The sequence below is a fragment of the Enterobacter chuandaensis genome, from assembly GCF_039718975.1.
In the GTDB taxonomy this organism is placed as follows: Bacteria; Pseudomonadota; Gammaproteobacteria; order Enterobacterales; family Enterobacteriaceae; genus Enterobacter; species Enterobacter chuandaensis.
Genome location: NZ_CP097173.1, coordinates 3,176,783 through 3,200,823, shown reverse-complemented (window position 1 = coordinate 3,200,823; position 24,041 = coordinate 3,176,783). Strand labels below are relative to the sequence as shown.

The 24,041-nt window shown below is 56.4% G+C and carries 20 protein-coding genes; 7 read left to right on the top strand and 13 right to left on the bottom strand.

What is annotated here, in order from left to right:
- Position 1: 1 nt before the first annotated feature.
- The 9 genes from yejF to MX657_RS15470 form a co-directional block, all read right to left on the bottom strand.
- Positions 2-1,591: a microcin C ABC transporter ATP-binding protein YejF gene (gene yejF / locus MX657_RS15510; RefSeq protein WP_252002020.1), complete on the bottom strand. Its 1,590-nt coding sequence runs from the start codon at positions 1,589-1,591 to the stop codon at positions 2-4.
- A gap of 1 nt (position 1,592) precedes the next feature.
- Positions 1,593-2,618, bottom strand: a complete 1,026-nt coding sequence (locus MX657_RS15505; protein WP_080328595.1) for an ABC transporter permease — start codon at positions 2,616-2,618, stop codon at positions 1,593-1,595.
- Positions 2,618-3,712, bottom strand: a complete 1,095-nt coding sequence (locus MX657_RS15500) for a microcin C ABC transporter permease YejB (RefSeq protein WP_080328596.1) — start codon at positions 3,710-3,712, stop codon at positions 2,618-2,620. The genes MX657_RS15505 and MX657_RS15500 overlap by 1 nt, the downstream gene beginning before the upstream one ends.
- Before the next feature lie 9 nt (positions 3,713-3,721).
- On the bottom strand, positions 3,722-5,527 hold the full coding sequence (locus MX657_RS15495) for an extracellular solute-binding protein (RefSeq protein WP_336239275.1): 1,806 nt from the start codon (positions 5,525-5,527) through the stop codon (positions 3,722-3,724).
- Positions 5,528-5,601: 74 nt separating this feature from the next.
- On the bottom strand, positions 5,602-7,158 hold the full coding sequence (locus MX657_RS15490; protein ID WP_346806120.1) for a cyclic di-GMP phosphodiesterase: 1,557 nt from the start codon (positions 7,156-7,158) through the stop codon (positions 5,602-5,604).
- A gap of 127 nt (positions 7,159-7,285) precedes the next feature.
- Complete coding sequence (gene mepS / locus MX657_RS15485) at positions 7,286-7,855, bottom strand: bifunctional murein DD-endopeptidase/murein LD-carboxypeptidase (protein ID WP_028013877.1); 570 nt, start codon at positions 7,853-7,855, stop codon at positions 7,286-7,288.
- Between the two features lie 415 nt (positions 7,856-8,270).
- Positions 8,271-8,984, bottom strand: a complete 714-nt coding sequence (locus tag MX657_RS15480; protein ID WP_119915521.1) for a phosphatase PAP2 family protein — start codon at positions 8,982-8,984, stop codon at positions 8,271-8,273.
- 33 nt (positions 8,985-9,017) lie between these two features.
- Positions 9,018-10,004 carry a CobW family GTP-binding protein gene (locus MX657_RS15475; RefSeq protein WP_346806119.1) on the bottom strand — a complete coding sequence of 329 codons (987 nt, stop codon included), beginning with the start codon at positions 10,002-10,004 and terminating at the stop codon, positions 9,018-9,020.
- 123 nt (positions 10,005-10,127) lie between these two features.
- Positions 10,128-11,594, bottom strand: a complete 1,467-nt coding sequence (locus tag MX657_RS15470; protein WP_346806118.1) for a mannitol dehydrogenase family protein — start codon at positions 11,592-11,594, stop codon at positions 10,128-10,130.
- A 205-nt stretch (positions 11,595-11,799) separates the two neighbouring features.
- Here MX657_RS15470 and uxuA point away from each other — a divergent pair, with 205 nt between their 5' ends.
- Positions 11,800-12,990 (top strand): mannonate dehydratase, encoded by a 1,191-nt coding sequence (uxuA, locus tag MX657_RS15465; RefSeq protein ID WP_346806117.1) that lies wholly within the window; start codon positions 11,800-11,802, stop codon positions 12,988-12,990.
- A 117-nt stretch (positions 12,991-13,107) separates the two neighbouring features.
- Here the strand turns inward: uxuA and yeiP are convergent, their stop codons facing one another.
- The gene (gene yeiP / locus MX657_RS15460) at positions 13,108-13,680 is read right to left on the bottom strand and encodes an elongation factor P-like protein YeiP (protein WP_008500940.1); all 573 of its coding nucleotides are present in this window, start codon (positions 13,678-13,680) and stop codon (positions 13,108-13,110) included.
- Between the two features lie 162 nt (positions 13,681-13,842).
- Here yeiP and MX657_RS15455 point away from each other — a divergent pair, with 162 nt between their 5' ends.
- Positions 13,843-14,097, top strand: coding sequence for a YkgJ family cysteine cluster protein (locus MX657_RS15455; RefSeq protein ID WP_080328602.1), 255 nt, complete (start codon positions 13,843-13,845; stop codon positions 14,095-14,097).
- Here the strand turns inward: MX657_RS15455 and setB are convergent.
- Positions 14,094-15,275 (bottom strand): sugar efflux transporter SetB, encoded by a 1,182-nt coding sequence (setB, locus tag MX657_RS15450; protein WP_346806116.1) that lies wholly within the window; start codon positions 15,273-15,275, stop codon positions 14,094-14,096. The two genes, MX657_RS15455 and setB, sit on opposite strands and share 4 nt — an antisense overlap.
- A gap of 361 nt (positions 15,276-15,636) precedes the next feature.
- On the opposite strand from setB, the gene fruB reads away from it, so the two are divergent.
- From fruB to fruA, 3 genes are read left to right on the top strand one after another with little or no spacing between them, the layout of a single operon-like run.
- Entirely contained in the window at positions 15,637-16,767 is a 1,131-nt protein-coding gene (fruB, locus tag MX657_RS15445) for a fused PTS fructose transporter subunit IIA/HPr protein (RefSeq protein ID WP_346806115.1), read from the top strand.
- A complete protein-coding gene (gene fruK / locus MX657_RS15440; protein WP_010433510.1) occupies positions 16,767-17,705 on the top strand; it encodes a 1-phosphofructokinase in 939 nt (312 codons plus the stop codon). Before fruB ends, fruK begins: the two co-directional genes overlap by 1 nt.
- Before the next feature lie 16 nt (positions 17,706-17,721).
- Entirely contained in the window at positions 17,722-19,407 is a 1,686-nt protein-coding gene (gene fruA / locus MX657_RS15435; protein WP_028013869.1) for a PTS fructose transporter subunit IIBC, read from the top strand.
- A 46-nt stretch (positions 19,408-19,453) separates the two neighbouring features.
- Here fruA and nfo read toward each other — a convergent pair whose 3' ends face one another.
- Together nfo and MX657_RS15425 are read right to left on the bottom strand one after the other, a co-directional pair.
- Positions 19,454-20,311: a deoxyribonuclease IV gene (nfo, locus tag MX657_RS15430; RefSeq protein WP_080328605.1), complete on the bottom strand. Its 858-nt coding sequence runs from the start codon at positions 20,309-20,311 to the stop codon at positions 19,454-19,456.
- Positions 20,312-20,375: 64 nt separating this feature from the next.
- On the bottom strand, positions 20,376-21,422 hold the full coding sequence (locus MX657_RS15425) for a YeiH family protein (protein WP_346806114.1): 1,047 nt from the start codon (positions 21,420-21,422) through the stop codon (positions 20,376-20,378).
- A 97-nt stretch (positions 21,423-21,519) separates the two neighbouring features.
- Here MX657_RS15425 and yieE point away from each other — a divergent pair, with 97 nt between their 5' ends.
- Both yieE and MX657_RS15415 read left to right on the top strand, forming a co-directional pair.
- Entirely contained in the window at positions 21,520-22,386 is an 867-nt protein-coding gene (gene yieE, locus MX657_RS15420) for a DNA-binding transcriptional regulator YeiE (RefSeq protein WP_219366285.1), read from the top strand.
- A gap of 156 nt (positions 22,387-22,542) precedes the next feature.
- Positions 22,543-24,012 (top strand): amino acid permease, encoded by a 1,470-nt coding sequence (locus MX657_RS15415; protein ID WP_061097614.1) that lies wholly within the window; start codon positions 22,543-22,545, stop codon positions 24,010-24,012.
- Positions 24,013-24,041: the final 29 nt, after the last annotated feature.

Sequence of the window (24,041 nt, the reverse complement as noted above, 5' to 3'; positions counted from 1 at the left end):
GCTAGTCTGCTGCCAGCAGCTGGCGCGTATAGTTCTGCGTTGGCGCAGTAAAGACGCGCTGGCAATCACCCTGTTCGACAACCTCACCCTGCCGCAACACAATCACCTGATGGCATAGCGCCCGAACCACCTGAAGATCGTGGCTGATAAAGATATAGGCCAGCCGGTGCTTTTCCTGTAGCCCTTTCAGCAGCGCCAGGATCTGCGCCTGGACGGTTCTGTCCAGCGACGAGGTCGGTTCATCCAGAATAATCAGCTCCGGCTTCAGGATCAGCGCGCGGGCGATGGCGATACGCTGGCGCTGGCCGCCGGAAAATTCCGCAGGGTAGCGGTGGCGGGTCTCGGGATCTAAGCCCACTTCCGCCATCACCCGCATCACCTCCTGTTCCCGCTGTTGCGCGCTCAGCTCAGACTGGTGAACGCGCAGGCCCTCTTCGATAATCTGCAACACGCTGAGGCGCGGGTTAAGCGAGGAGTTGGGATCCTGAAACACCACCTGCATGCGCGGGCGGACGGGCAGCATCTGGCGGCGGTTCCAGCGGTGCAGCGGCATATCGTCAAACAGGATCTCGCCCTGAGAGGCAATTAAGCGCAGCAGCGCCAGACCGGTGGTGCTTTTCCCCGAACCGGATTCGCCCACCAGCCCCAGGGATTCACCCGGGCGCAGCGAGAAGCGGATGTTTTTCAGGACCGGGTTCTGGTCAACGACGCGCCGCAGAATGCCTTTGCGGATCGGGAACGAGACGGATAAGTCATCGACGCGCAGCAGCGGTGTGCTGTCTGCCGTGAGGGGCACCGGGTCGCCGGAAGGTTCGCTGTCGAGCAGGCGCTGCGTATAGGGATGCTGCGGCGCGTTCAGCAGTGTGGAGGCGGTGTTCTGTTCAACGCACCGTCCGTTTTGCATGACCGCGACGCTGTCGGCCAGCTTTTTCACGATGCTCAGGTTGTGCGTGATAAACAGCAGGCTCATGTCCAGCTCGTCACGCAGCTCACGCAATAGCGTCAGAATTTGCGCCTGCACCGTCACGTCCAGCGCCGTCGTCGGCTCGTCGGCAATTAACAGCTCGGGGCGCGTGAGCAGAGCCATGGCAATCATCACCCGCTGGCGTTCGCCGCCGGAGAGCTGATGCGGAAAATCGTTCAGCCGTTTGGCCGCATTGCGTATGCCTGTTCGTTCCAGACAATCCAGAATTTCGCCCCGCGCGGCCTCTTTGCGCATACCGCGGTGCAGAGAGAGCACTTCATAAAGCTGCTTTTCCAGGGTATGAAGCGGGTTAAGGGAAACCATGGGCTCCTGGAAGATCATAGCAATCTTATTGCCGCGAATACCGCGCAGGGTATGTTCGTCAGCGTGCAGCAGCGAACGACCGTGGAACAGAATATCCCCTTGCGGATAACTCACGGGCGGAGAGGGCAGCAGACGCAGGATGGAGAGCGCCGAGACGCTCTTGCCTGAGCCGGATTCTCCCACCAGCGCCAGCGTTTCGCCGCGCTGGATCTGCAGCGACAGGTCGGTGACTACGGTCCGCGACTCACCCTGCTTCGAGAAGGCAATCGACAGGTTATCAATACTGAGAAGAGGCTGCGTCATCTTATACCGCCTTGTTGGGATCGAAGGCATCGCGCACGGCTTCGCCAATAAAAATCAGCAGCGAAAGCAGCACCGCCACGGAAAGGAAGGCGGTGATACCCAGCCACGGCGCCTGCAGGTTATTCTTGCCCTGTAGCAGCAGTTCGCCGAGCGAGGGTGAGCCCAGCGGCAGGCCGAAGCCCAGAAAGTCCAGCGAGGTGAGGGTGGTGATGGAGCTGCACAGAATAAACGGCAGGAAGGTGAGGGTCGCCACCACGGCGTTTGGCAGCATATGGCGGAAGATGATCCCCCGGTCGCTCACCCCAAGCGCCTGTGCGGCGCGTATGTAGTCAAAATTACGGGTGCGCAGAAACTCCGCGCGCACCACGCCCACCAGCGCCATCCAGCCGAACAGAACGGTGATGCCCAGCAGCCACCAGAAGCCCGGCTGCACCACGCTGGAAAGCAAAATGATCAGAAACAGCGTTGGCATACCGGACCAGACTTCGATGATACGCTGCCCCCACAGGTCAATTTTTCCGCCGTAGTAGCCCTGAACGGCGCCAGCCACCACGCCCATCACGCTGGAAAAGAGGGTCAGCATCAGCCCAAAAAGAATCGAAATTCGTGTGCCGTAAAGGATGCGCGCCAGCACGTCGCCGCCGTTGGCATCCGTCCCCAGCCAGTTTTGCGCAGAGGGCGGGGAAGGGAAGGGGGTTGTGGTGGCGAAATTAATGCTGTTTGCGCCAAAGCGCACCGGGGCCCAGAGGGCCCAGCCGTGCTGTTCGATCTGCTGGCGCAGCCACGGATCCTGATACTCCGCCGGTGTGGCAAACGGGCCGCCGAAGTCGCTTTCACTGTAGTTAGCCAGCACCGGCACGTACCAGCGGTCGTTAAAGTGCACCAGCAACGGTTTGTCGTTGGCGATCAGCTCCGAACACATGCTCAGGACAAACAGAACAGCAAAAATCCACAGCGACCAGTAACCGCGGCGGTTGTGACGAAAACGGGCCCAGCGGGCCTGGTTAACGGGGCTTAAACGCGGCATCAGCGGCCCTCAAAATCAATTCGGGGATCGACCAGCGTATAGCTGATATCGCTGATGATATTCAGCAGCAGGCCAATCAGGGTGAAAATATAGAGCGTGCCAAACATCACCGGATAATCGCGCGACACGGTGGCTTCGTAGCCCAGCAGGCCCAGACCGTTGAGCGAGAACATCACCTCAATCAGCAGCGAGCCGGTAAAAAACATACTGATGAACGTGGCCGGAAATCCGGCAATCACCAGCAGCATGGCGTTGCGGAAAACGTGTTTCCACATGATTTGCTTTTCGCTGACCCCTTTGGCGCGGGCGGTGACGACATACTGCTTGCGGATTTCATCGAGAAAGGCGTTTTTGGTCAACATGGTCAGGGCGGCGAACCCGCCGATCACCGTTGCCAGAACCGGCAGCGTGATATGCCAGAGATAGTCGGTGATTTTCTGGTACCACGGCAGCGAGCTGAAATCGGCGGAAACCAGCCCCCGCAGCGGGAAGAGGTCGAAATAACTGCCCCCGGCAAAGAAGACAATCAGCAGAACGGCAAACAGGAACGCCGGAATAGCATAGCCGATGATGATGAAGGTGCTGCTCCACATATCGAAGCGGCTGCCGTTATAAACCGCCTTGCGGATCCCGAGCGGAATAGAGACCAGATAGATAATCAGCGTCCCCCACAGCCCCAGCGTGACCGAAACCGGCAGGCTTTGCTTGATCAACGTTAATACTGACGCACTGCGAAACAGGCTATCGCCAAAATCAAAGCGAATGTAATCCCAGAGCATTTTGAAATAGCGCTCGTGTATCGGCTTATCAAAACCGTAGCGGTGGGTGATCTCGGCGATCACCTCCGGATCCAGCCCGCGCCCGCCGCGGTAATGGCTTTCACTGATATTCCCCACGCCGGTGCGCGCGTGGCTCGCGCCCATGCCTTCTCCGCCGCCGCCGGGCATGCCGCCGCTGTTGCCAAACTCGATGGCGGCAATCGCCTGATCGACCGGACCGCCGGGGGCAATTTGCACGATAAAAAAGTTAATGGTGATAATGGCCCACAGCGTGGGGATGACCAGCAGGAGCCGGCGGATCAGATAGGCACCCATGATAATTCCTTATCGCCGCTCAGCGGGAAGTCTGGCTGCTTTATTAACGTCATACCACCAGGTGTCAAAGCCCAGCGAATAGACAGGGCGCACCGCTGGCACGGAGAATTTATCCCAGCGAGCAAGGCGGTCTTCGCCCATATACCACATGGGCAGCATGTAGTAGTTCCAGGTTAACACCCTGTCGAGAGCGCGACCGAGCGGCAGGAGTTTTTCTTTATCGCCCTGCGCCGCCACAATTTTCGCAATCAACGCATCAATCGCCGGGCTTTTTACGCCTGGCGCATTGTACGAAGAGTCGATGTAGCTGGAGGCCCAGGAGATTTGCAGGTCCGAACTGGGCCACGGCTGCGCGGGCCACAGGCGCTGCATCATGTCGTAATCGCGGCTGCGCATGCGGTTGGTGATCTGCGCGTTATCGACCTGACGAATGTTCATGGTGATCCCCAGCCGCGCAAGGTTGTGCTTAAACGGGAGCACCCACTGATCATTGCCGCCGGAGGAGAGCAGCAGTTCAAAACTGAGAGGCTTGCCCGTTTTGGCATCCACACGCTTTTGATTTTTCAGCTGCCAGCCCGCCTCATCCAGCAGCTTGCTGGCCTTCAGCAGGTTGTCCCGGTCGTAGCCGTCACCCTTTGAGGCAGGAGGTTGAAACACCGTGGTAAACACTTCTGGCGGCACTTCCGCTTTCAGCGGCGCCAGCAGGATCAGTTCGTCGGCTTTCGGGTAATCGCGCGCGGCATATTCGGTGTTCTGAAAATAGCTGTTCGCGCGGCTGTACGCCCCGTAAAACAGCGCTTTGTTCATCCATTCAAAATCAAAAGCGAGGGAAATTGCTTCCCGAACGCGGCGGTCGGTAAATACCGGACGCTGAATGTTAAACGCCAGCCAGCGCGTGTCCTGGGCGGATTCGTTTTTGTGCTCGTCTTTAACGATGTAGCCTTTAGCGAAATTTTTACCGATATAGCGGGTCGCCCAGTTTTTGGCGCTGTTCTCCACGCGCAAATCAAAGGCGCCAGCTTTGAACGCTTCAAACGCCACGTTATCGTCAAGGTAGTAGTCATAGCGAAGGGTGTCGAAATTCCAGCGCCCGCGGTTGACCGGCAGGTTTGCCGCCCAATAGTCTTTCACGCGGGAATAGACCACGTACTGCCCCATGCGCCAGTCGGTAATGCGGTAAGGGCCACCGGCCAGCGGCGGTGTGGAGAGCGGGTCGCTTAACTTATGGTTTTTCCAGAACGATTCAGGCATAACCGGCAGCGAGAACAGGCTGAGCATATTCTCTTTGTTCGGTTCGCTCAGTTCAATGCGTACGGTGAGGGGCGCAATGGCGCGTACCGTCGTGCCTTTATACACAATACGGAACTGAGGTACGCCTTCGGTCATGAATTTGTGAAACGTAAAGGCCACGTCGCTGGCCTTGACCGGTGTGCCGTCATGAAATCGGGCCCGAGGGTTAAGCGTGATTTCGGCCCAGGAAAAATTATCCGCGTAGCGCACGTTGTCGGCAATCAGCGGATAGTAGCTGCCAGGTTCATCATCCGACGTGACAAAAAGCGTATCGTAAAGTGATTCCGTTCGTGCCGCAGCCACGCCGCGCAGGGCGAAGCGGTTAAAGTTGTCGAACGTTCCCGTCGCGGAGAGCGTGACCTTTCCGCCTTTCGGCGCGGCAGGATTGACGTAATCAAAGTGCGTGAAGTTGACCGCATATTTGGGCTCGCCAATCACGGCGAACGCGATGTTCTCCTTGATGGTTTGCGCCTGGCTGGACAGGCTCACGACTGCCAACCAAAGCAACATAAAGCGCATTAACATCTCGCGGCGGCTCCCTCTTTTACAGACCGGCTCAGTTAAGCTGAATAATAAGTGACGCCACGGGCAATGTGAAATTATTCACCGTCAGGCGACAGCGTATTTTGCCACGTGCGGAACTGCTCCAGCGGCATCGGGCGGCTAATCCAGTATCCCTGCAGGAAATTAACCCCATGTTCGCGCAGCCAGGCTGCCTGTTCCGGCGTTTCCACCCCTTCCGCAACGGTCGACATATTCAGCCTTCTTGCCAGCGTCAGTACGGCATCCAGCACCGGGGAGGTCACGGTTTCTGTACCGATTGCGTTGACAAAACCACGGTCGATTTTCAGGTAGTCCATGGTGAAATGTTCAAGATAGATCAGCGCGCTGTGGCCGGTGCCGAAATCATCAATGGCAATTTCAAACCCCTCGTTGTGCAGCCATTCGAAGAGGCTGTTGGCTTCCCGATGATTAAGCATGTCGCGCTCGGTAATTTCCAGTACGATCTGGAAATAATCGGGCGGCAGCAGAGCCTTGAAGGTGCGCATATCGTCTTTAAAACTTTCCGCATGCAAATGCCCCGGCGCGATATTGATGCCCACTTTCGCCCCCGGCGGCAGTACGGTCTGTAACACTGGCGCATCGTGAATAATCAGATCAAACAGATGTAGCGTCAGCGGGACAATCAACTTCTGCGCTTCGGCAAAATTGATAAAGGCGTCCGGCGGGATTTCACCCATGGTCGGGTGTTTCCAGCGCATCAGAACTTCAAGCCCGGTCATCCTGAGCGATTTGGCATCGACAACGGGCTGATAAACTACGTAGAACTGGCCGCGCTTAATGGCGCTCAGAATTTCTTTGCCCGGATTGAGACGCGTCGTGAGGATGTAGAAGTTAAGCGACCCTGCCGCAATGCCGCACACCAGCCCGAAGAACAGGGCGTAAAGTATCTCATCGCTCGTCCACTCCTCGGCGTACAGGTTGATGGTCAGAGGAACGTCTTTGAGCGTCGCAGTGCGCGCAGGCGTTTCATGTAAATCCTTTGCTTTGACGAGGGTGCTTGAGGTGGTGGATAACGCATTGTCGCCGATGACGATCGCGATGCCTGCAAACTCGTCCTGGCGCGCGGTATAAAGCAGGTACGGCGTCAGGTTGAGATTCACTGAGGTGAATACGCCGCCGTCCTTCACGAGCGGATTACGATACCAGATGGCAATCGCCGGCTTATTAGGCAGCATGGGCGTGCCGGACAGCAGGGCGATATCCACCTGCTTGTTGATGTGCAGCCCGGGTATGAGCTCCTCCATCGGAGCATTCAGTGGCCCGGTGGCTGACGAGCAGAAAGCCATTTTATCCCTGACCAGCAGAAACGCGCGCACGTTGAGGCTGAAGGCCGCACGTGAGGTCAGCTCCGCGTTAACGTCCGCGCAATTATTGAGCGTCAGCGGCTGGAGCACGTCGATGGAGGCTTTCAGCTCGTCAAAATAGCTCTCCATATAGATGCGCACATCCATGATCAGCGTATCGAACCGGACTTCACGCTTATGGTAGCTCCAGAAAAATTGCAATGAACCCAGGAGCAGGGCAGTGACCAGGCCGGTAATAATACTGAGGATCAGTATCTTGCGATGACTGGAGAAGTAGCGGGTGAGCATAGACGTCGTGATTCCTGAAATGCCGCTGGATGTATTCAGTGTAACGGGCAAAAAAAAACACCGCCGAAGCAGTGCTTTTTTTTATTGTATCGCCAGCCAAGGGATAACCAACGATACAATTATCATATTAACTGCGGGTCAGTACGCGGCGCGCTTCGTTGTAGCGCTTCTTCCAGTATGGTTCATTCATGCTGGAAATGGTCACACCGCTGCTGGTGGAGGCATGTACAAACTGGTCATTACCAATATAGATGCCCACATGTCGACCCGTCGAACCTGCACGGAACAGCACTAAATCACCGGTGCGCAGTTTGGTACGTGAAATCGACTTGCCCATCTCCTGCTGTTCGTAAGTCGAACGCGGAAGATCTAACCCAAATTGCTCACGGAACGTACGCTGTACAAAACCGGAACAATCAATGCCTTTTTTGGTGCTGCCGCCAAGACGGTAACGCACGCCTTTCCAGTCAGCATACTGGTCCATAATGCGGGACTTCACGTCCAGATTACGTACCATATTTTCAAATTCATCCTGAGAGGCTTGCAGTGACGAGGAATCTTCCATTCCCACAACACGCGTCTCAGGATGCATATTCTTTGCGGTGTTCGATGTACTACATGCCGATAACAGTACCGCGACTGCTATCGCCGGGATCCCCCGTAAGATATATCTCAGAAACGGTTGAGATTTGACCATTTTGTTTATTTTCCCTTGAAGTCCTTAACGACAAATATCGTTATAAAAATGCCAAACGTGACGAGACTAATTATCTGTTCACATTGAGACAATTGTTTCTGGTGACATTTGTGGTGCAGCGCACAAAATTATTCACCATCGAAATAATTATCTCCATGGGGCAAAACGAGTTCGAGATTAACCGATTGCCAGGGCTATTGCGAGTAAAAAGAACCTTTTTTTTATAAGAAATTGTGATACAGGAAGTAAAAATTTGTCATTGCACAAAATAGCGGCAGATCCGCCGCGTAATCGCGCAATTGCTTCATTTTTATCACGAATGTGATGACAAGAATATGACAGTGCAGAAAGATCGCAGGATGAGCATTATCAGGGATCGTGATGATCCCCGATAGTTTACGTTAAAAAATGGTATTTATTTGTTCAAGTTTTGTTGCTTTCTACGCGGAAGATAGCGATCGAAAACGGTAATCAGGCGATCGCTCAAAGGCGTCATCAGAACCCACGGCAGACCAATCAGCACGGCGGAAAGCGAACCCACAACAATATCCGTCAGCCAGTGTGCGCCAATCATCACGCGCGGGAATGCAAATATCACCACAATAAGAAGGGCGATAGCAAAGGCCTTCTTGCCGAAATAGCGGAGCATAAAACCGGCGAAGATAAGCAGCATCATGCCGTGATCGCCCGGGAAACTGTCTTTCGAGGCATCTTTTGTTGGAATATGCAGCAGTTCACTCACGCGATAAATATTCGGGAAAGAGAGCGAAGGGCTGGCGCGTTTTACCGGCATCAGATGTTGCGCCAGCTGATTAATAATCACCGCAGCCAGAAGCATCACCAGCCCGATAATCAGGATGCGACGGCGCCCCGTGACATCCTCTTTAAGCCAGAAAGAGAGCATCAGACAGCCCATGGCCAGCAGGGAAAAACCATCAAAGGCGCGGTTATTGGTGATCGCGACCAGCCACAGGAAGGCGTCACTCTTCACCAGCCCCTGGTTGAAGAAATGGAACAGGGCTGAATCCAGCGGGAACCAGAAACCGTGATTCACCGGGATATACCAGGAGAAGAAAAGCGCCAGACCGGCGACATTAAGCAGTAGTATCAGGGGAAATCGAGTTGTCATAACGTTCAGCATAGAAGGAAAACTGGGGCAACGTTAGCCGCCCGAACTTAAACGAATCTTCAACAGGCTGGTCTGCAGGGCATTCCAGTCGGCGTTAACCGCACTAATTAACTCTATTCGGCTGTCAGGCGGCGCGACGTTTTGCGTTTCGATAAAGAAATCGTCGCCCTGGCGGTTGATTCGCACCAGCCCGTCAGGCGTGCGCATGATCCCTTTCACGCGATCGACCGGCGCAAGCCTGGCCCACTCAAGGATGCCAATGGTATCGAAAACGGTATCGGCATCGAAAATCCAGCCGCAGGCCTGATACCCCTGACCGCTGTTCAGGTTACGACGCCAGCGCTGGTGTTCCGGCAGGCTAAGCGCAGCCAGACCCTGCTTTGCAGGATGGTGATGCGCATGCTCCGCGCTGGTTGGAAGTTCCGCCAGATTCAGGCGGGGAAGATCGAGCAGGGCGCTATCAATGTTCCCCTGAGTGGCCTGCACCCGCGTCCGATTGCCGCCGAAATGTTGCCACCACGTGTCCAGCGCGGCCTGGCTTTCCGCCGTGGCGCGATCGTCTTTATTGGCGACAATAACGTCTGCTGCGGCGAGCTGATCGCGGAAGTTCTCATTGGCCACCGCTTTTTCATCCAGAAGCTGACGCGGATCGAGCAGGCATAGCGTGGCGCGCAGATCGATCCACGGCTCGTAAACCGGCGCGGTCAGTAAATCGAGGATCTGCTTCGGGTGACCAAGACCGGTGGGTTCAATCAGCAGGCGGTCCGGTTTGCCCTGACGCAGTAGCGTATTCAGCCCAACCTGCATCGGCAGGCCATTTACGCAGCACATGCATCCGCCGGGGATCTCTTTAATCGTCGCGCCGCTGGATGACAGCAACGCGCCATCAATGCCCACTTCGCCGAATTCATTGACCAGCACGGCCCATTTCTCGGCGGGGTCTTTATTCGCCAGCAGATGAAGAATAGAGGTGGTTTTACCGCTGCCGAGAAAACCGGTAATGAGGTTGGTTTTGGTCACGTGCGCTCCGCAAGAGAATTGTGATGCTATAACACTATGCTCTTATCCTGGCGAAAAACGGGCGCAATGAGAAGGGGGAGGGCGAACGGAGGCGATATCCGTTCGCATTAAGCGCAATAATCGCTAAAGATTTAACGTTTCAATAACAGCCTGACGTGCGCCATGGCGGGTTATACGCTGATATGCCTGGCTGACAGCCTCAACGAAAACGCGATGTTGCGCGAGATCGTGACCAAAGACCTCGCTCAGCCCCAGTAGCGCGCTAACGCGGTCGGTGTCGCTGCTGGCGTCGACAATCGTGCGGATTTTATCGCTGAGGGGATCGCGAACGTCAATCGCATTGCCACGTTCGTCGGATCCGCTGACGTAGCGTATCCAGCCGGCGACGCCCAGCGCCAGTAGCGGCCAGGCGGTTTTGCGCTCAAGGTGAACGCGGATCCCATCCAGCATCCGCTGCGGCAGTTTCTGGCTGCCGTCCATCGCGATTTGCCAGGTACGGTGCTGCAGCGCCGGGTTAGCAAAACGCTCTATCAGGCTGTCGGCGTAAGCCGTCAGGTTGACATTCTTTATGCGCAGCGTGGGTGCCTGCTCATCCAGCATTAACCGCCGGGCGGCTTCGCGGAAGGTGGTATCCTCCATGCATTCATTAATATGCGCGTATCCGGCGAGATACCCCAGATACGCCAGGAAAGAGTGACTGCCGTTGAGCATGCGTAATTTCATCTGCTCCCACGGCAGAACGTCCTGTACCATCTGAACGCCCGCCACTTCCCACTCCGGACGCCCGGCGACGAAATTATCTTCCACTACCCACTGAATAAACGGCTCACAGCTGATGGCGCACGGATCGTCAACGCCGAGCGCATCGGCGATTTCTGCAAGCGAGGCCTCCGTCGCGGCGGGAACAATTCTGTCGACCATCGTTCCCGGGAAACTCACGTGACCTTCGATCCACTCCGCCAGCGCCGGGGAGCGCTTGTGCGCCATGCCGAGCACCGCATTTTTCACCACGTGGCCGTTGTCCGGGATATTGTCACAGGAAAGCACGGTAAACGCAGGCAAGCCGCGCTCGCGGCGGCGATTGAGCGCTTCGACCAGGATCCCCGGGGCGGAGTGCGGTTCAGAAGGATTTTCGAGGTCGTGAAGGATCCGGGCGTTTTGCAGATCCAGCTTACCTGTGGCGGGATCGATGCAGTAGCCTTTCTCCGTAATGGTGAGCGATACGATCGCCACCTGCGGTTCGCAAAACTTCTCAATTATGGCGGGCAGAGAGTCCAGCTTTGCATTCAGGCATTCATGTACGGCGCCAACAATAATCGGCTGATGTCCTTCAGCCCCTTTCTCCAGAACGGTGAACAGATGATCCTGCGCGCGCAGCTGGCTCATCAGCACGTCGCCGCTGAACAGGCTTATTTCACAGATCCCCCAGTCGCCGCCTTTTTCATTCAGCACCCGGTTTGTTAACAATGCCTGGTGCGCGCGGTGAAACGCACCGAAGCCAAAATGGACGATGCGGGAGCGCAGTTGCTTGCGATCGTAACGAGGGAGCTGAACATGAGCAGGAAGCGAGGTGGAGGCAATTGTCTTCATGAAATACACACCTGATTAACCATTAATTAACAATGCCAGTGTAAAGTTATATGACAGCAAATAAAATTGGTGAGCCGTAAATATCCCCGTTCTGTGAGTTTGATCAATCAATGTGTGGCGGTGTGTTGACCCTTTGCGGTAAACATGTATGGTAGTCGTCATTGCAGTTACCTATATTGGTATAACAACTTGAGAGGATGAGGCAATGGAACAAACCTGGCGTTGGTATGGGCCGAACGATCCGGTTTCTCTTGATGATGTGCGTCAGGCTGGCGCAACGGGTGTCGTCACGGCGCTGCATCACATTCCTAACGGCCAGGTCTGGCCGGTTGAGGAAATTCAACAGCGTCAGGCGCTGCTGGCGGAGAAGGGATTAACCTGGTCTGTCGTGGAAAGCATTCCGGTTCACGAAGATATCAAAACCCACACCGGTGAATACCAGACCTGGATTGCAAACTACCAGCAGAGCATTCGCAACCTGGCGGCCTGCGGTATTGATACGGTCTGCTATAACTTCATGCCGATTCTGGACTGGACGCGTACCGACCTGGAATATCAGATGCCGGACGGCTCGAAAGCGCTGCGTTTTGACCAGATTGCCTTTGCGGCGTTTGAGCTGCACATTCTGAAACGCCCGGGTGCCGAAGCGGATTATACCGCCGAAGAGCAGCATCAGGCGCTTGAATGGTTTAATGCCGCCAGTGAAGCGGACATTGAAAAGCTGACCCGCAATATCATTGCTGGCCTGCCGGGTGCGGAAGAGGGCTACACGCTGGATCAGTTCCGCGCGCGTCTGGCGGAATACGGCGATATTGATAAGAACCAGCTGCGTGAGAACATGGCGTATTTCCTGCGCGCTATTGTGCCGGTTGCGGAAGAAGCTGGCGTGCGTCTGGCGGTGCACCCGGACGATCCACCGCGTCCTATTCTCGGCCTGCCGCGTATTGTTTCCACCCTTGAAGATATGCAGTGGCTGAAAGAAACGGTAAACAGCATCTATAACGGCTTTACCATGTGTACCGGCTCCTACGGCGTGCGCGCGGATAACGACCTGGTGCGGATGATTGAAACCTTTGGCGATCGCATTCACTTCACGCATCTGCGCGCGACCTGTCGTGAAGAGAACCCGAAAACCTTCCACGAGGCGGCGCACCTGGGTGGCGACGTAAACATGGTGGCGGTCGTAGACGCCATTCTGGCGGAAGAGGTGCGTCGTAAGCAGGCGGGCGATGTGCGTCCTATTCCGTTCCGTCCGGATCACGGACATCAGATGCTGGACGATCTGCGTAAGAAAACCAACCCGGGCTATTCGGCGATTGGCCGCCTGAAGGGAATGGCGGAAGTGCGCGGCGTTGAGCTGGCGCTGAAGATGATGAAGTATCCGGAGCTTCTGTAAGCTCTGTTGCCCGGTGGCGCTGCGCTTACCGGGCCTACAAAAAAACCGGCCTGAGCGCCGGTTTTTGTGTTTTTGTAGGTCGGGTAAGGCGAAGCCGCCACCCGAAAAATGTCATACTCAGTCAGCACGACCCATATAGCGTTTTTCTTCGATATGGATGCGGATCTTCTCGCCAGCGGAGAGATATTCCGGTACCTGAACAACCAGACCGGTGGTCAGGGTCGCTGGTTTGTTGCGTGCACTCGCCGACGCGCCTTTGATGCCCGGCGCGGTTTCCACGATTTCCAGATCCACAGTCTGCGGCAGTTCCAGAGCCAGCAGCACGCCGTCCCAGGTCAGCACCTGCATGTCTGGCATTCCGCCTTCAGGAATGAACAGCAGCTCTTCTTCAATCTGATCTTTGGTAAAGATGTACGGCGTGTAATCTTCTTTATCCATGAACACGTACTCGTTGCCGTCGATGTAAGAGAAATCAACATAGCGACGGGTCAGGGTCACGGTATCAACGATATCGTCACCTTTAAAACGTTCTTCCACCTTCAGGCCGGTACGCACATCGGCGAAACGCATTTTGTACAGCGTTGCTGCACCACGGGCGCTTGGTGCCTGAATGTCGATATCTTTCACAATCAGCAGTTTGCCGTTGTAATTCAGTACCATACCTTTCTTAATTTCGTTCGCTCTTGGCATTGCAGTAATCCTGTCTACGGGAGGTAAAAAATATCGCGCCAAATTACTCGCGCGCGGCCTTTCAGGCAAGAGGAATTCGTGGCTTTTGCTATCAATACGCAAAAGGTGTTACTGTGCGCGCGATGCCCGACTGTACGGGCATTCGCCACCGAGAGAGCATGTATGGATTGTCGTCCAGATTGCGGCGCGTGCTGTACCGCTCCGTCCATTTCAAGCCCCATTCCAGGTATGCCGGAGGGCAAGCCCGCCAATACCCGCTGCGTTCAGCTCTCTGAATCCAACCTGTGTATGATCTTTGAGTCTCCCCTGCGCCCGAAGGTCTGCTCAGGGCTTCAGCCCTCGGCTGAAATGTGCGGCAGCACGCGCGCACAGGCGATAACCTGGTTGCTTGAGCTGGAAGCGCTCACCGCGCCTTAAACGTCTTTGATCCTCGTCAGGCAGCCAATCGTCAGCGTACACATCACCAGCGCAATCCAGAACACCGTGTGATAGTTCCAGATCTCGGCAACGATACCGGCCATTGAGCCCGCGATAATCCAGCCCACGCGGGTGGTATTAGTATAAAGGGTGGTTGCAGAGCCTGCCTGGCCCGGCATCAGATCCTGGAAGTAGAGCATGCCAATCCCCGCCAGGATGCCGATATATACGGCGTTCAGCAGCTGTAAAGCTAGAAGCAGGGCTGGCGTATGGACCGTCAGCATGCCAACGTAGAACAGCAGCCCGGCGACGGCTGCGATGCGCATTAAGAAACGCTTGCCGAAACGCTTCGCGTAATAGCCCGCGATTAGCATGGTCGGGATCTCAAGGCCCGCAGCCGTCCCCATCATGATCCCCGCCAGCTTCTCCGGCAGATGCAGTTCATCAATAATAAATAGCGGCATATTGATGATATACAGGCTGTTGGTGCCCCACATCAGCGTGCAGATAACAAACAGCAGCAGGGCGTCGCGGCGGTTACGGCGCGGGGCTTCCAGCACGCCTGTCGCCACTTTGGTCTCTTTGCGCATGGATGGCAGAAAGCACCACACCAGCGCGCCGCACGCCACAAACGCCACCGCCGCGCTCAGGTACATCACCGTAAAGCCAAATCCCATCGCCAGCGCGTAGGCCAGCGGCGGGCCAATCACCCATGCCAGCGACACCTGAGCGCGCAATATCGAGCTGAACATCACCGCTTCCCGCCCGGTATGGTCGGCGTGCTCGCGGGCGAGGGCAAACAGCTGTGGGTTGGCGGTTGAGCCAAAGCTGCTCAGAAATACCCCGATGAACAGCAGAACGAAATAGTTACGGTTCCACGCAAACAGAACGCAGGCCAACACCCCCAGCAGACAGCAGAATACGATCAGGCTTTTACGATCGCCTTTTCGGTCGGATCGACCGGCCAGAAACTGGCTGACGAGAATGCCAATGATGGCGCTACCCGTAAAAAAGAAGCCGACCATCGCCGGACGGGCGTGAACCTCGTTGGTCAGGAACAGGCTCAGCGTCGGAGTTTGTAACGCACCGGCGATGCCCGTGAAGAAAGCAACAATCAGGAACGCCGTTGACGTCAAATCAAAGGGCTTCGGCGAGGTGGCCGCAGGGGTGTTATGCATGTTTTATAATTAGCGAGTAACAGAGAGGGGCGGAGTTTACGCCGTCAGCTAAAAAATAAACAGTGGGTAAAATCAATTACGCCACGAAAAATCAAAATGGCATTTCAACTTGTAATCCTCATGGCTGAACTTAGCTGAAACTGGTTTGCTGAACTTCAGCAAAATTCAGCTGAACGCGGAAGAAATGTGCAGTATCTCTAAATTCTGATATCGGAAATACGACTTTTCTTGCAAGCCATTGCAGAAAGCGCAAGACTTTTTGAAACGTTTCAGCGCTATCTTGTTTTAACAAACGGAGCAGGCTAGCGTATTTTTTCTCATGTAAGCTGAAACGATTCAATTTCAGCAGGAGAGGAGAACCATGTTCCAGTTATCTGTTCAGGATATTCACCCGGGCGCTCAGGCCGGGGATAAAGAAGAGGCCATTCGTCAGGTTGCCGCTGCCCTTGTGCAGGCGGGTAACGTCGCGGACGGCTACGTAAACGGTATGCTGGCGCGCGAGCAGCAGACATCCACCTTCCTCGGCAATGGCATTGCCATTCCGCACGGTACAACGGATACCCGCGACCAGGTACTGAAAACTGGCGTGAAGGTTTATCAGTTCCCGCAGGGCGTGCTCTGGGGCGACGGTCAGGTAGCCTATGTGGCTATCGGCATCGCGGCCAGCAGCGACGAACACTTAGGCCTGCTGCGTCAGTTGACGCACGTTCTGAGCGATGACTCCGTGGCGGAACAGCTGAAGTCTGCAACAACCGCTGAAGAGCTGCGCGCCCTGCTGATGGGTGAAAAGCAGAGCGAAGCGTTGAAACTGGATAATGAAACCCTGACGCTGGACGTTGTCGCGACCGATCTCGTGACTCTGCAGGCGCTGAACGCAGGTCGCCTGAAAGAAGCGGGCGCTGCTGATGCCACCTTTGTGACGCGCGTGATTAACGATAAACCGCTGAACCTCGGCCAGGGCATCTGGCTGAACGACAGCGCTGAAGGCAACCTGCGCAGCGCGATTGCCGTGAGCCGCGCCGCCACCGCGTTCGACGTTGAGGGCGAGACAGCAGCCATGCTGGTGACCGTGGCGATGAACGATGAGCAGCCGGTTTCGGTGCTGAAGCGTCTGGGCGATCTGCTGCTGAACAATAAAGCTGAAAAACTGCTGAACGCCGATGCGGCGACCGTGCTGGCGCTGCTGACCAGCGACGACGCGCTAACGGATGATGTGCTGAATGCTGAATTCGTGGTGCGTAACGAACACGGCCTGCATGCCCGTCCGGGCACCATGCTGGTGAACACCATTAAACAATTTGAAAGCGAGATTACCGTGACCAACCTGGATGGTTCGGGCAAACCGGCCAACGGCCGTAGCCTGATGAAAGTCGTCGCGCTGGGCGTGAAGAAAGGCCATCGCCTGCGCTTCACCGCGCAGGGCGCAGATGCTGAACAGGCGCTGAAAGCGATTGGCGACGCCATCGCGGCGGGTCTGGGGGAGGGCGCATAATGAGCAGACGTGTTGCCACCATTACGCTGAACCCGGCTTACGATCTCGTGGGTTTTTGCCCGGAAATTGAGCGCGGCGAAGTCAACCTCGTGCGTACCACTGGCCTGCATGCCGCGGGTAAAGGGATTAACGTCGCGAAAGTGCTTAAGGATCTCGGCATCGACGTCACCGTCGGCGGGTTCCTCGGTAAAGATAACCAGGATGGCTTCCAGCAGCTGTTCAGCGAGCTGGGCATTGCCAACCGTTTTCAGGTTGTGCAGGGCCGTACCCGCATCAACGTTAAGCTGACCGAGAAAGACGGCGAAGTGACCGATCTTAACTTCTCCGGTTTCGAAGTGACACCTGCTGACTGGGAACGCTTTGTGACCGACTCCCTGACCTGGCTGGGCCAGTTCGATATGGTGTGTGTCAGCGGCAGCCTGCCGTCCGGCGTCAGCCCGGAAGCCTTCACCGACTGGATGACGCGCCTGCGCAGCCAGTGCCCTTGCATTATCTTCGACAGCAGCCGCGATGCGCTGGTGGCGGGACTGAAAGCCTCTCCGTGGCTGGTGAAGCCAAACCGCCGCGAGCTGGAGATCTGGGCAGGCCGTAAGCTGCCGGAATTAAAAGATGTGATTGAGGCCGCCCATGCGCTGCGCGAGCAGGGTATTGCTCACGTGGTGATTTCGCTGGGTGCAGAAGGGGCGTTGTGGGTTAACGCTTCAGGTGAATGGATTGCCAAACCGCCGTCAATGGAAGTGGTGAGCACCGTTGGCGCAGGGGATTCTATGGTTGGCGGCCTGATTTACGGCCTGCTGATGCGTGAATCCAGTGAACATACGTTACGTCTTGCCACCGCCGTTGCAGCCCTGGCCGTGAGCCAGAGCAATGTCGGTATTACCGATCGTACCCAGTTAGCCGCGATGATGGCGCGCGTTGACTTAAAACCTTTTAACTAACAGCAGGAGAGGAATAATGAAAACGCTGCTGATCATTGACTCCGGTCTCGGACAGGCTCGCGCCTACATGGCGAAGACCCTGCTGGGCGCGGCGGCACAAAAAGCACACCTGGATATCATTGATAACCCAGGCGATGCCGAGCTGGCGATTGTCCTGGGCGATAAAATCCCGGCTGACAGCGCGCTGAACGGCAAAAAAGTGTGGCTGGGCGATATTAATCGCGCGGTGGCACATCCGGAACTGTTCCTGAGCGAAGCGAAAGGTCACGCGACCGTTTACAGCGCACCTGTCGCTGCGGCCCCGGCTGCGGCCTCTGGTCCGAAACGCGTTGTCGCGGTTACGGCCTGCCCGACGGGCGTGGCGCACACCTTTATGGCGGCTGAAGCCATCGAAACCGAAGCGAAAAAACGCGGCTGGTGGGTGAAAGTTGAAACCCGTGGCTCCGTGGGTGCGGGCAATGCCATTACGCCGGAAGAGGTCGCTGAGGCCGATCTGGTGATTGTGGCGGCAGATATCGAAGTGGATCTGGCGAAATTTGCCGGCAAACCGATGTACCGCACCTCTACCGGCCTGGCACTGAAAAAAACCGCGCAGGAGTTTGATAAGGCCCTGGCAGAAGCCAAACCGTATCAGGCCACCGGCGCAGCGAAAACCCCGACCGAAGGGAAAAAAGAATCTGCGGGCGCATACCGTCACCTGCTGACCGGCGTGTCCTACATGCTGCCGATGGTGGTAGCGGGCGGTCTGTGTATCGCACTGTCGTTCGCGTTTGGTATTACGGCATTTAAAGAAGAAGGTACTCTGGCTGCTGCGCTGATGCAGATCGGCGGCGGTTCAGCGTTCGCGCTGATGGTGCCGGTGCTGGCGGGCTTTATCGCCTTCTCCATTGCTGACCGTCCGGGTCTGACCCCAGGCCTCATCGGCGGTATGCTGGCGGTGAGCACCGGCTCCGGCTTTATCGGCGGTATCATCGCCGGTTTCCTCGCCGGTTACGTCGCGAAGCTGATTAGCTCGAAGCTGAAGCTGCCGCAGAGTATGGAAGCGCTGAAGCCAATCCTGATCATTCCGCTGATCTCCAGCCTGGTGGTCGGTCTGGCGATGATTTACCTGATTGGTAAGCCGGTTGCGGGCATCCTGGCGGGCCTGACCCACTGGCTGCAAACCATGGGCACGGCGAACGCGGTGCTGCTCGGCGCAATCCTCGGCGGCATGATGTGTACCGACATGGGTGGTCCGGTGAACAAAGCGGCATACGCGTTTGGCGTTGGCCTGCTGAGTACCCAGACTTATGCGCCGATGGCGGCGATCATGGCGGCCGGTATGGTGCCACCGCTGGCGCTCGGCCTGGCGACGATTATTGCCCGTCGTAAGTTCGACAAAGCGCAGCAGGAAGGCGGTAAAGCGGCGCTGGTGCTGGGCCTGTGCTTCATTACCGAAGGTGCGATTCCGTTCGCGGCGCGTGACCCAATGCGTGTTCTGCCGTGCTGTATTGTCGGCGGCGCGGTAACGGGCGCCATCTCCATGGCGATTGGCGCGAAGCTTATGGCGCCACACGGCGGTCTGTTCGTCCTGCTGATCCCTGGCGCCATCACCCCGGTACTGGGTTATCTGCTGGCGATTGTTGCTGGTACGCTGGTGGCGGGCCTGTCTTACGCGGTACTGAAACGTCCGGAAGCGGAAGTTGTGGCAAAAGCGGCGTAAGCAGTAAGCAATAAAAAAGCCGGGTGCTAATGCAACCCGGCTTTTTTTATGCCGCCTGTTCAGCGGTTTGCTGCGCCTTCAGCCAGGCAATTTCTTCCGCCCAGATATCCGGATTGATGGTTTCAAGCACCATCGGAATGCCGTCGAAGCGGGCATCCTGCATAATAAAGCGGAAGGCATCGTGACCAATATTGCCTTCGCCCAGGCTGTGGTGGCGGTCAACGCGACTGCCGAACGCGCTTTTCGCATCGTTCAGGTGCATTCCGCGCAGGTACTTAAAGCCGACAATTCGCTCAAACTCATCAAACGTGTTTTTCGTCGCCTCGGTAGTGCGCAGATCGTACCCGGCCGCAAACGCGTGGCAGGTATCAATACACACGCCTACGCGAGACTTATCTTCCACGCCGTCAATAATTGCCGCCAGATGTTCGAACTTAAAGCCGAGGTTGCTGCCCTGACCGGCGGTGTTTTCAATCACCGCGGTGACGCCTTTGGTCTTATCCAGCGTCATGTTGATGGATTCGGCAATGCGCCCCAGACAGGCATCTTCGTCAATCTGCATCAGATGACTACCCGGATGGAAGTTCAGCAGCGTCAGCCCGAGCTGTTCGCAGCGCTGCACTTCATCAAGAAACGCCTCGCGGGATTTCTCCAGCGCTTCCTGAACCGGATGCCCCAGGTTAATCAGATAGCTGTCGTGGGGAAGGATTTGGCCCGGCCCGTAATGGTATTTTTCACAGGCGGCTTTGAAATCGTCAATCACGTCGGTGGTGAGCGGGGCGGCGCGCCACTGGCGCTGGTTCTTGGTGAACAGGGCGAAAGCGGTCGCCTCGATTTCGGCGGCGCGAATGGCGGCATTCGCAAGGCCACCGGCAGCGCTGACGTGCGCTCCAACGTATTTCATAAAAAAACTCCTGTTAACCCGAAACGCTTATCATAGCGGGTTAACAGGAGAAGGACGAGATGGTTTATGCCATCAGGCTATGTACGGCGAGGTTAATCGCGCCACCGCCGACAATCAGCCAGATGAAGAGCACCAGCGCCATCAGCAGCGGCTTCGCACCGGCTTTTTTCAGCGCGCTGACGTGCGTGGTCACCCCCAGCGCCGCCATCGCCATCGCCAGCAGTATGGTATCCAGCGTCACCAGCATATCCACTACCGCTTTCGGCAGCAGGTGGAAGGAGTTAAAGATAGCGACCACGATGAACAGGATCGCAAACCATGGAATGGTGATTTTGCTCTTCTCGCTGCCGCCAGCCGGAGCCAGCTGTTTAACGCGGGCCGCCAGGAAAATCAGGAACGGTGCCAGCATCATCACGCGCAGCATTTTGGCAATGACCGCCGCGTTTTCGGCTTCCGGGTTAATGGCGTGACCTGCCGCCACCACCTGCGCCACTTCATGCATAGTCGAGCCAATATAGATGCCGTAGGTTTCAGGGCTAAACCAGTGCGCCACCAGCGGATACATGGCCGGATAGAGGAAGATCGCCAGCGTACCGAAAATGACTACCGTCGCGACCGCTACCGTCACTTTACTGGCTTCGGCTTTAACGACGGGTTCAGTTGCCAGCACCGCAGCCGCGCCGCAGATGCTGCTGCCTGCGCCGATTAACCAGCTGGTTTGCTTGTCCAGACCAAACACTTTCTGGCCGATAAAACAGGCCAGTATAAAGGTGCTGGTCAGGGTCAGGACGTCGATGGCAATTCCGCTCACGCCCACGTCAGCAATCTGCGAAAAGGTGAGACGGAAACCGTAAAGAATAATCCCGAGGCGCAGCAAATGCTGTTTAGCAAAGATTACCCCGCCGTCGCAGGATTTCCAGATATGTGGGTAAACGGTATTTCCCACGACCATGCCCAGCAAAATGGCCAGGGTTAATGCGCTAAAACCTGCGCCTGCGATAGCCGGGATGCTGCCGCCCCATAAGGCCACGCCGGTGACCACGGCGCTGAGCGCGAGACCCGGCATGAAGTGCCACACTGTACGATGATGTTGTAAGGTGATTTCTGACATAACCTTCTCCTTTGTCTGGCTAAAGGTTACGGTGCTCTGGCTTAAAAATAAAATTGATTATATACTTATAATTAATCTATATAAGTGGTAAGCAACCATGCACATTACATTGCGTCAGCTGGAAGTGTTCGCCGAGGTGCTGAAAAGCGGCTCGACGACCCAGGCGTCACAAATGCTGGCGCTCTCGCAGTCCGCCGTCAGCGCGGCGTTGACCGATCTCGAAGGCCAGCTGGGCGTTCAGCTTTTCGACAGGGTAGGGAAGCGGCTGGTGGTCAACGAACATGGCCGCCTGCTGTACCCGCGCGCGCTGGCGCTGCTGGAGCAGGCCGTTGAAATAGAACAGCTGTTCCGCGAGGACAACGGCGCGATCCGCGTGTTTGCCAGCAGCACCATCGGTAACTACATCCTGCCGGAAGTCATTGCCCGCTACCGCCGGGATTTCCCGACCCTGCCGCTGGAGATGAGCGTGGGCAACAGCCAGGACGTGATCAACGCGGTGATCGATTTCCGCGTGGATATCGGTCTTATCGAAGGGCCTTGCCACAACGTCGATATCATTGCCGAGCCCTGGCTGGAGGATGAGCTGGTGGTGTTTGCGTCTCCGGCCTCGTCGTTATTGCAGGGCGAGGTGACGCTGGAGCGGCTGGCGCAGGCGCAGTGGATCCTCCGCGAGCAGGGTTCCGGCACGCGTGAGATTGTCGACTACCTGCTGCTCTCGCATCTGCCGCATTTTCAGCTGGGAATGGAGCTGGGGAACTCAGAGGCGATTAAGCACGCGGTGCGTCATGGCCTGGGCATCAGCTGTCTTTCCCGGCGGGTGATTGCCGAACAGCTGGAGACCGGATCGCTGGTAGAAATCCCCGTTCCGCTGCCGAAGCTGGTGCGCACGCTTTGGTGCATTCACCATCGTCAGAAACACCTGTCCAGTTCGCTGCAGCGTTTTCTGCGCTACTGCGAGATGTAAAAGCGCCCCTCTCCCCTGGGTGAGGGGAAAAATTATGCTTTACTTATAATCCTGGCCAAGTCATGAAGCTCTCTTATAACTGAGTATTTCTGCCGGAAGGAACGCAGATCGTCTGCTACAATCGCGCCTCATTTATTGAATGGACAGCATTTTCACATGGTTTCAGAAACTAAAACCACAGAAGCGCCCACGCTACGTCGTGAACTCAAGGCGCGTCACCTGACGATGATCGCCATTGGCGGCTCAATCGGTACAGGTCTTTTCGTTGCCTCTGGCGCAACGATTTCGGCAGCCGGCCCGGGTGGGGCACTCTTCTCTTATATCCTGATTGGCCTGATGGTTTACTTCCTGATGACCAGTCTGGGCGAACTGGCGGCATACATGCCGGTCTCAGGCTCGTTTTCGACCTACGGACAAAAATACGTTGAGGAAGGCTTTGGCTTCGCGCTGGGCTGGAACTACTGGTACAACTGGGCGGTGACCATCGCTGTTGACCTCGTTGCCGCACAGCTGGTGATGACTTGGTGGTTCCCGGACACGCCGGGCTGGATCTGGAGCGCCCTGTTCCTCGCTGTCATCTTCCTGCTGAACTACATCTCTGTGCGCGGTTTCGGCGAAGCGGAATACTGGTTCTCTTTGATCAAAGTGGCAACCGTCATCATCTTTATCGTCGTCGGTGTGGCGATGATCGTTGGTATTTTCAAAGGCGCTGAACCTGCGGGCTGGAGCAACTGGACGATAGGCGATGCGCCGTTTGCCGGGGGCTTCTCGGCGATGATTGGCGTGGCGATGATTGTCGGCTTCTCCTTCCAGGGCACCGAGCTGATTGGTATCGCGGCCGGTGAATCCGAAAACCCGGAGAAGAACATTCCGCGCGCGGTGCGTCAGGTCTTCTGGCGTATCCTGCTGTTCTATGTGTTCGCGATCCTGATTATCAGCCTGATCATTCCGTATACCGATCCAAGCCTGCTGCGTAATGACGTGAAAGACATCAGCGTCAGCCCGTTCACCCTGGTCTTCCAGCACGCGGGGCTGCTCTCTGCGGCGGCGGTGATGAACGCGGTGATCCTGACGGCGGTACTGTCTGCGGGTAACTCCGGGATGTACGCGTCCACCCGTATGCTCTACACCCTGGCCTGCGATGGCAAAGCGCCGCGCATTTTCTCGAAACTGTCCCGCGGCGGCGTACCGCGCAACGCGCTGTATGCGACCACGGTCATTGCGGGCCTGTGCTTCCTGACCTCCATGTTCGGCAACCAGACGGTCTACCTGTGGCTGCTGAACACCTCCGGGATGACGGGCTTTATCGCCTGGCTGGGCATCGCCATCAGCCACTACCGTTTCCGTCGCGGCTACGTTATGCAGGGTCACGATCTCAATAACCTGCCGTACCGTTCTGGCTTCTTCCCGCTGGGGCCGATTTTTGCCTTCATTCTGTGCCTGATTATTACTCTGGGACAGAACTATGAAGCCTTCCTTGCGGACACCATTGACTGGGGTGCCGTTACGGCCACCTACATTGGTATTCCGCTGTTCCTGGTCATCTGGTTTGGCTACAAACTGACGAAAGGAACCCGCTTCGTTCGCTACAGTGAAATGGATTTCCCGGAACGATTCAAACAATAACCGCACTTCCTCTCTTTCAGCCCGCTCAG

What these genes read in the sequence shown, in the direction of transcription:
- MX657_RS15415 (WP_061097614.1), top strand. Translation starts at nt 22,543, where the DNA reads ATGGTTTCAGAAACTAAAACCACAGAAGCGCCCACGCTACGTCGTGAA.
- uxuA (WP_346806117.1), top strand. Translation starts at nt 11,800, where the DNA reads ATGGAACAAACCTGGCGTTGGTATGGGCCGAACGATCCGGTTTCTCTT.
- MX657_RS15500 (WP_080328596.1), bottom strand. Translation starts at nt 3,712, where the DNA reads ATGGGTGCCTATCTGATCCGCCGGCTCCTGCTGGTCATCCCCACGCTG.
- fruA (WP_028013869.1), top strand. Translation starts at nt 17,722, where the DNA reads ATGAAAACGCTGCTGATCATTGACTCCGGTCTCGGACAGGCTCGCGCC.
- yeiP (WP_008500940.1), bottom strand. Translation starts at nt 13,680, where the DNA reads ATGCCAAGAGCGAACGAAATTAAGAAAGGTATGGTACTGAATTACAAC.
- yejF (WP_252002020.1), bottom strand. Translation starts at nt 1,591, where the DNA reads ATGACGCAGCCTCTTCTCAGTATTGATAACCTGTCGATTGCCTTCTCG.
- yieE (WP_219366285.1), top strand. Translation starts at nt 21,520, where the DNA reads ATGCACATTACATTGCGTCAGCTGGAAGTGTTCGCCGAGGTGCTGAAA.
- MX657_RS15490 (WP_346806120.1), bottom strand. Translation starts at nt 7,158, where the DNA reads ATGCTCACCCGCTACTTCTCCAGTCATCGCAAGATACTGATCCTCAGT.
- MX657_RS15505 (WP_080328595.1), bottom strand. Translation starts at nt 2,618, where the DNA reads ATGCCGCGTTTAAGCCCCGTTAACCAGGCCCGCTGGGCCCGTTTTCGT.
- MX657_RS15470 (WP_346806118.1), bottom strand. Translation starts at nt 11,594, where the DNA reads ATGAAGACAATTGCCTCCACCTCGCTTCCTGCTCATGTTCAGCTCCCT.
- fruK (WP_010433510.1), top strand. Translation starts at nt 16,767, where the DNA reads ATGAGCAGACGTGTTGCCACCATTACGCTGAACCCGGCTTACGATCTC.
- fruB (WP_346806115.1), top strand. Translation starts at nt 15,637, where the DNA reads ATGTTCCAGTTATCTGTTCAGGATATTCACCCGGGCGCTCAGGCCGGG.
- mepS (WP_028013877.1), bottom strand. Translation starts at nt 7,855, where the DNA reads ATGGTCAAATCTCAACCGTTTCTGAGATATATCTTACGGGGGATCCCG.
- MX657_RS15425 (WP_346806114.1), bottom strand. Translation starts at nt 21,422, where the DNA reads ATGTCAGAAATCACCTTACAACATCATCGTACAGTGTGGCACTTCATG.
- MX657_RS15495 (WP_336239275.1), bottom strand. Translation starts at nt 5,527, where the DNA reads ATGTTAATGCGCTTTATGTTGCTTTGGTTGGCAGTCGTGAGCCTGTCC.
- setB (WP_346806116.1), bottom strand. Translation starts at nt 15,275, where the DNA reads ATGCATAACACCCCTGCGGCCACCTCGCCGAAGCCCTTTGATTTGACG.
- MX657_RS15480 (WP_119915521.1), bottom strand. Translation starts at nt 8,984, where the DNA reads ATGACAACTCGATTTCCCCTGATACTACTGCTTAATGTCGCCGGTCTG.
- MX657_RS15455 (WP_080328602.1), top strand. Translation starts at nt 13,843, where the DNA reads ATGGATTGTCGTCCAGATTGCGGCGCGTGCTGTACCGCTCCGTCCATT.
- nfo (WP_080328605.1), bottom strand. Translation starts at nt 20,311, where the DNA reads ATGAAATACGTTGGAGCGCACGTCAGCGCTGCCGGTGGCCTTGCGAAT.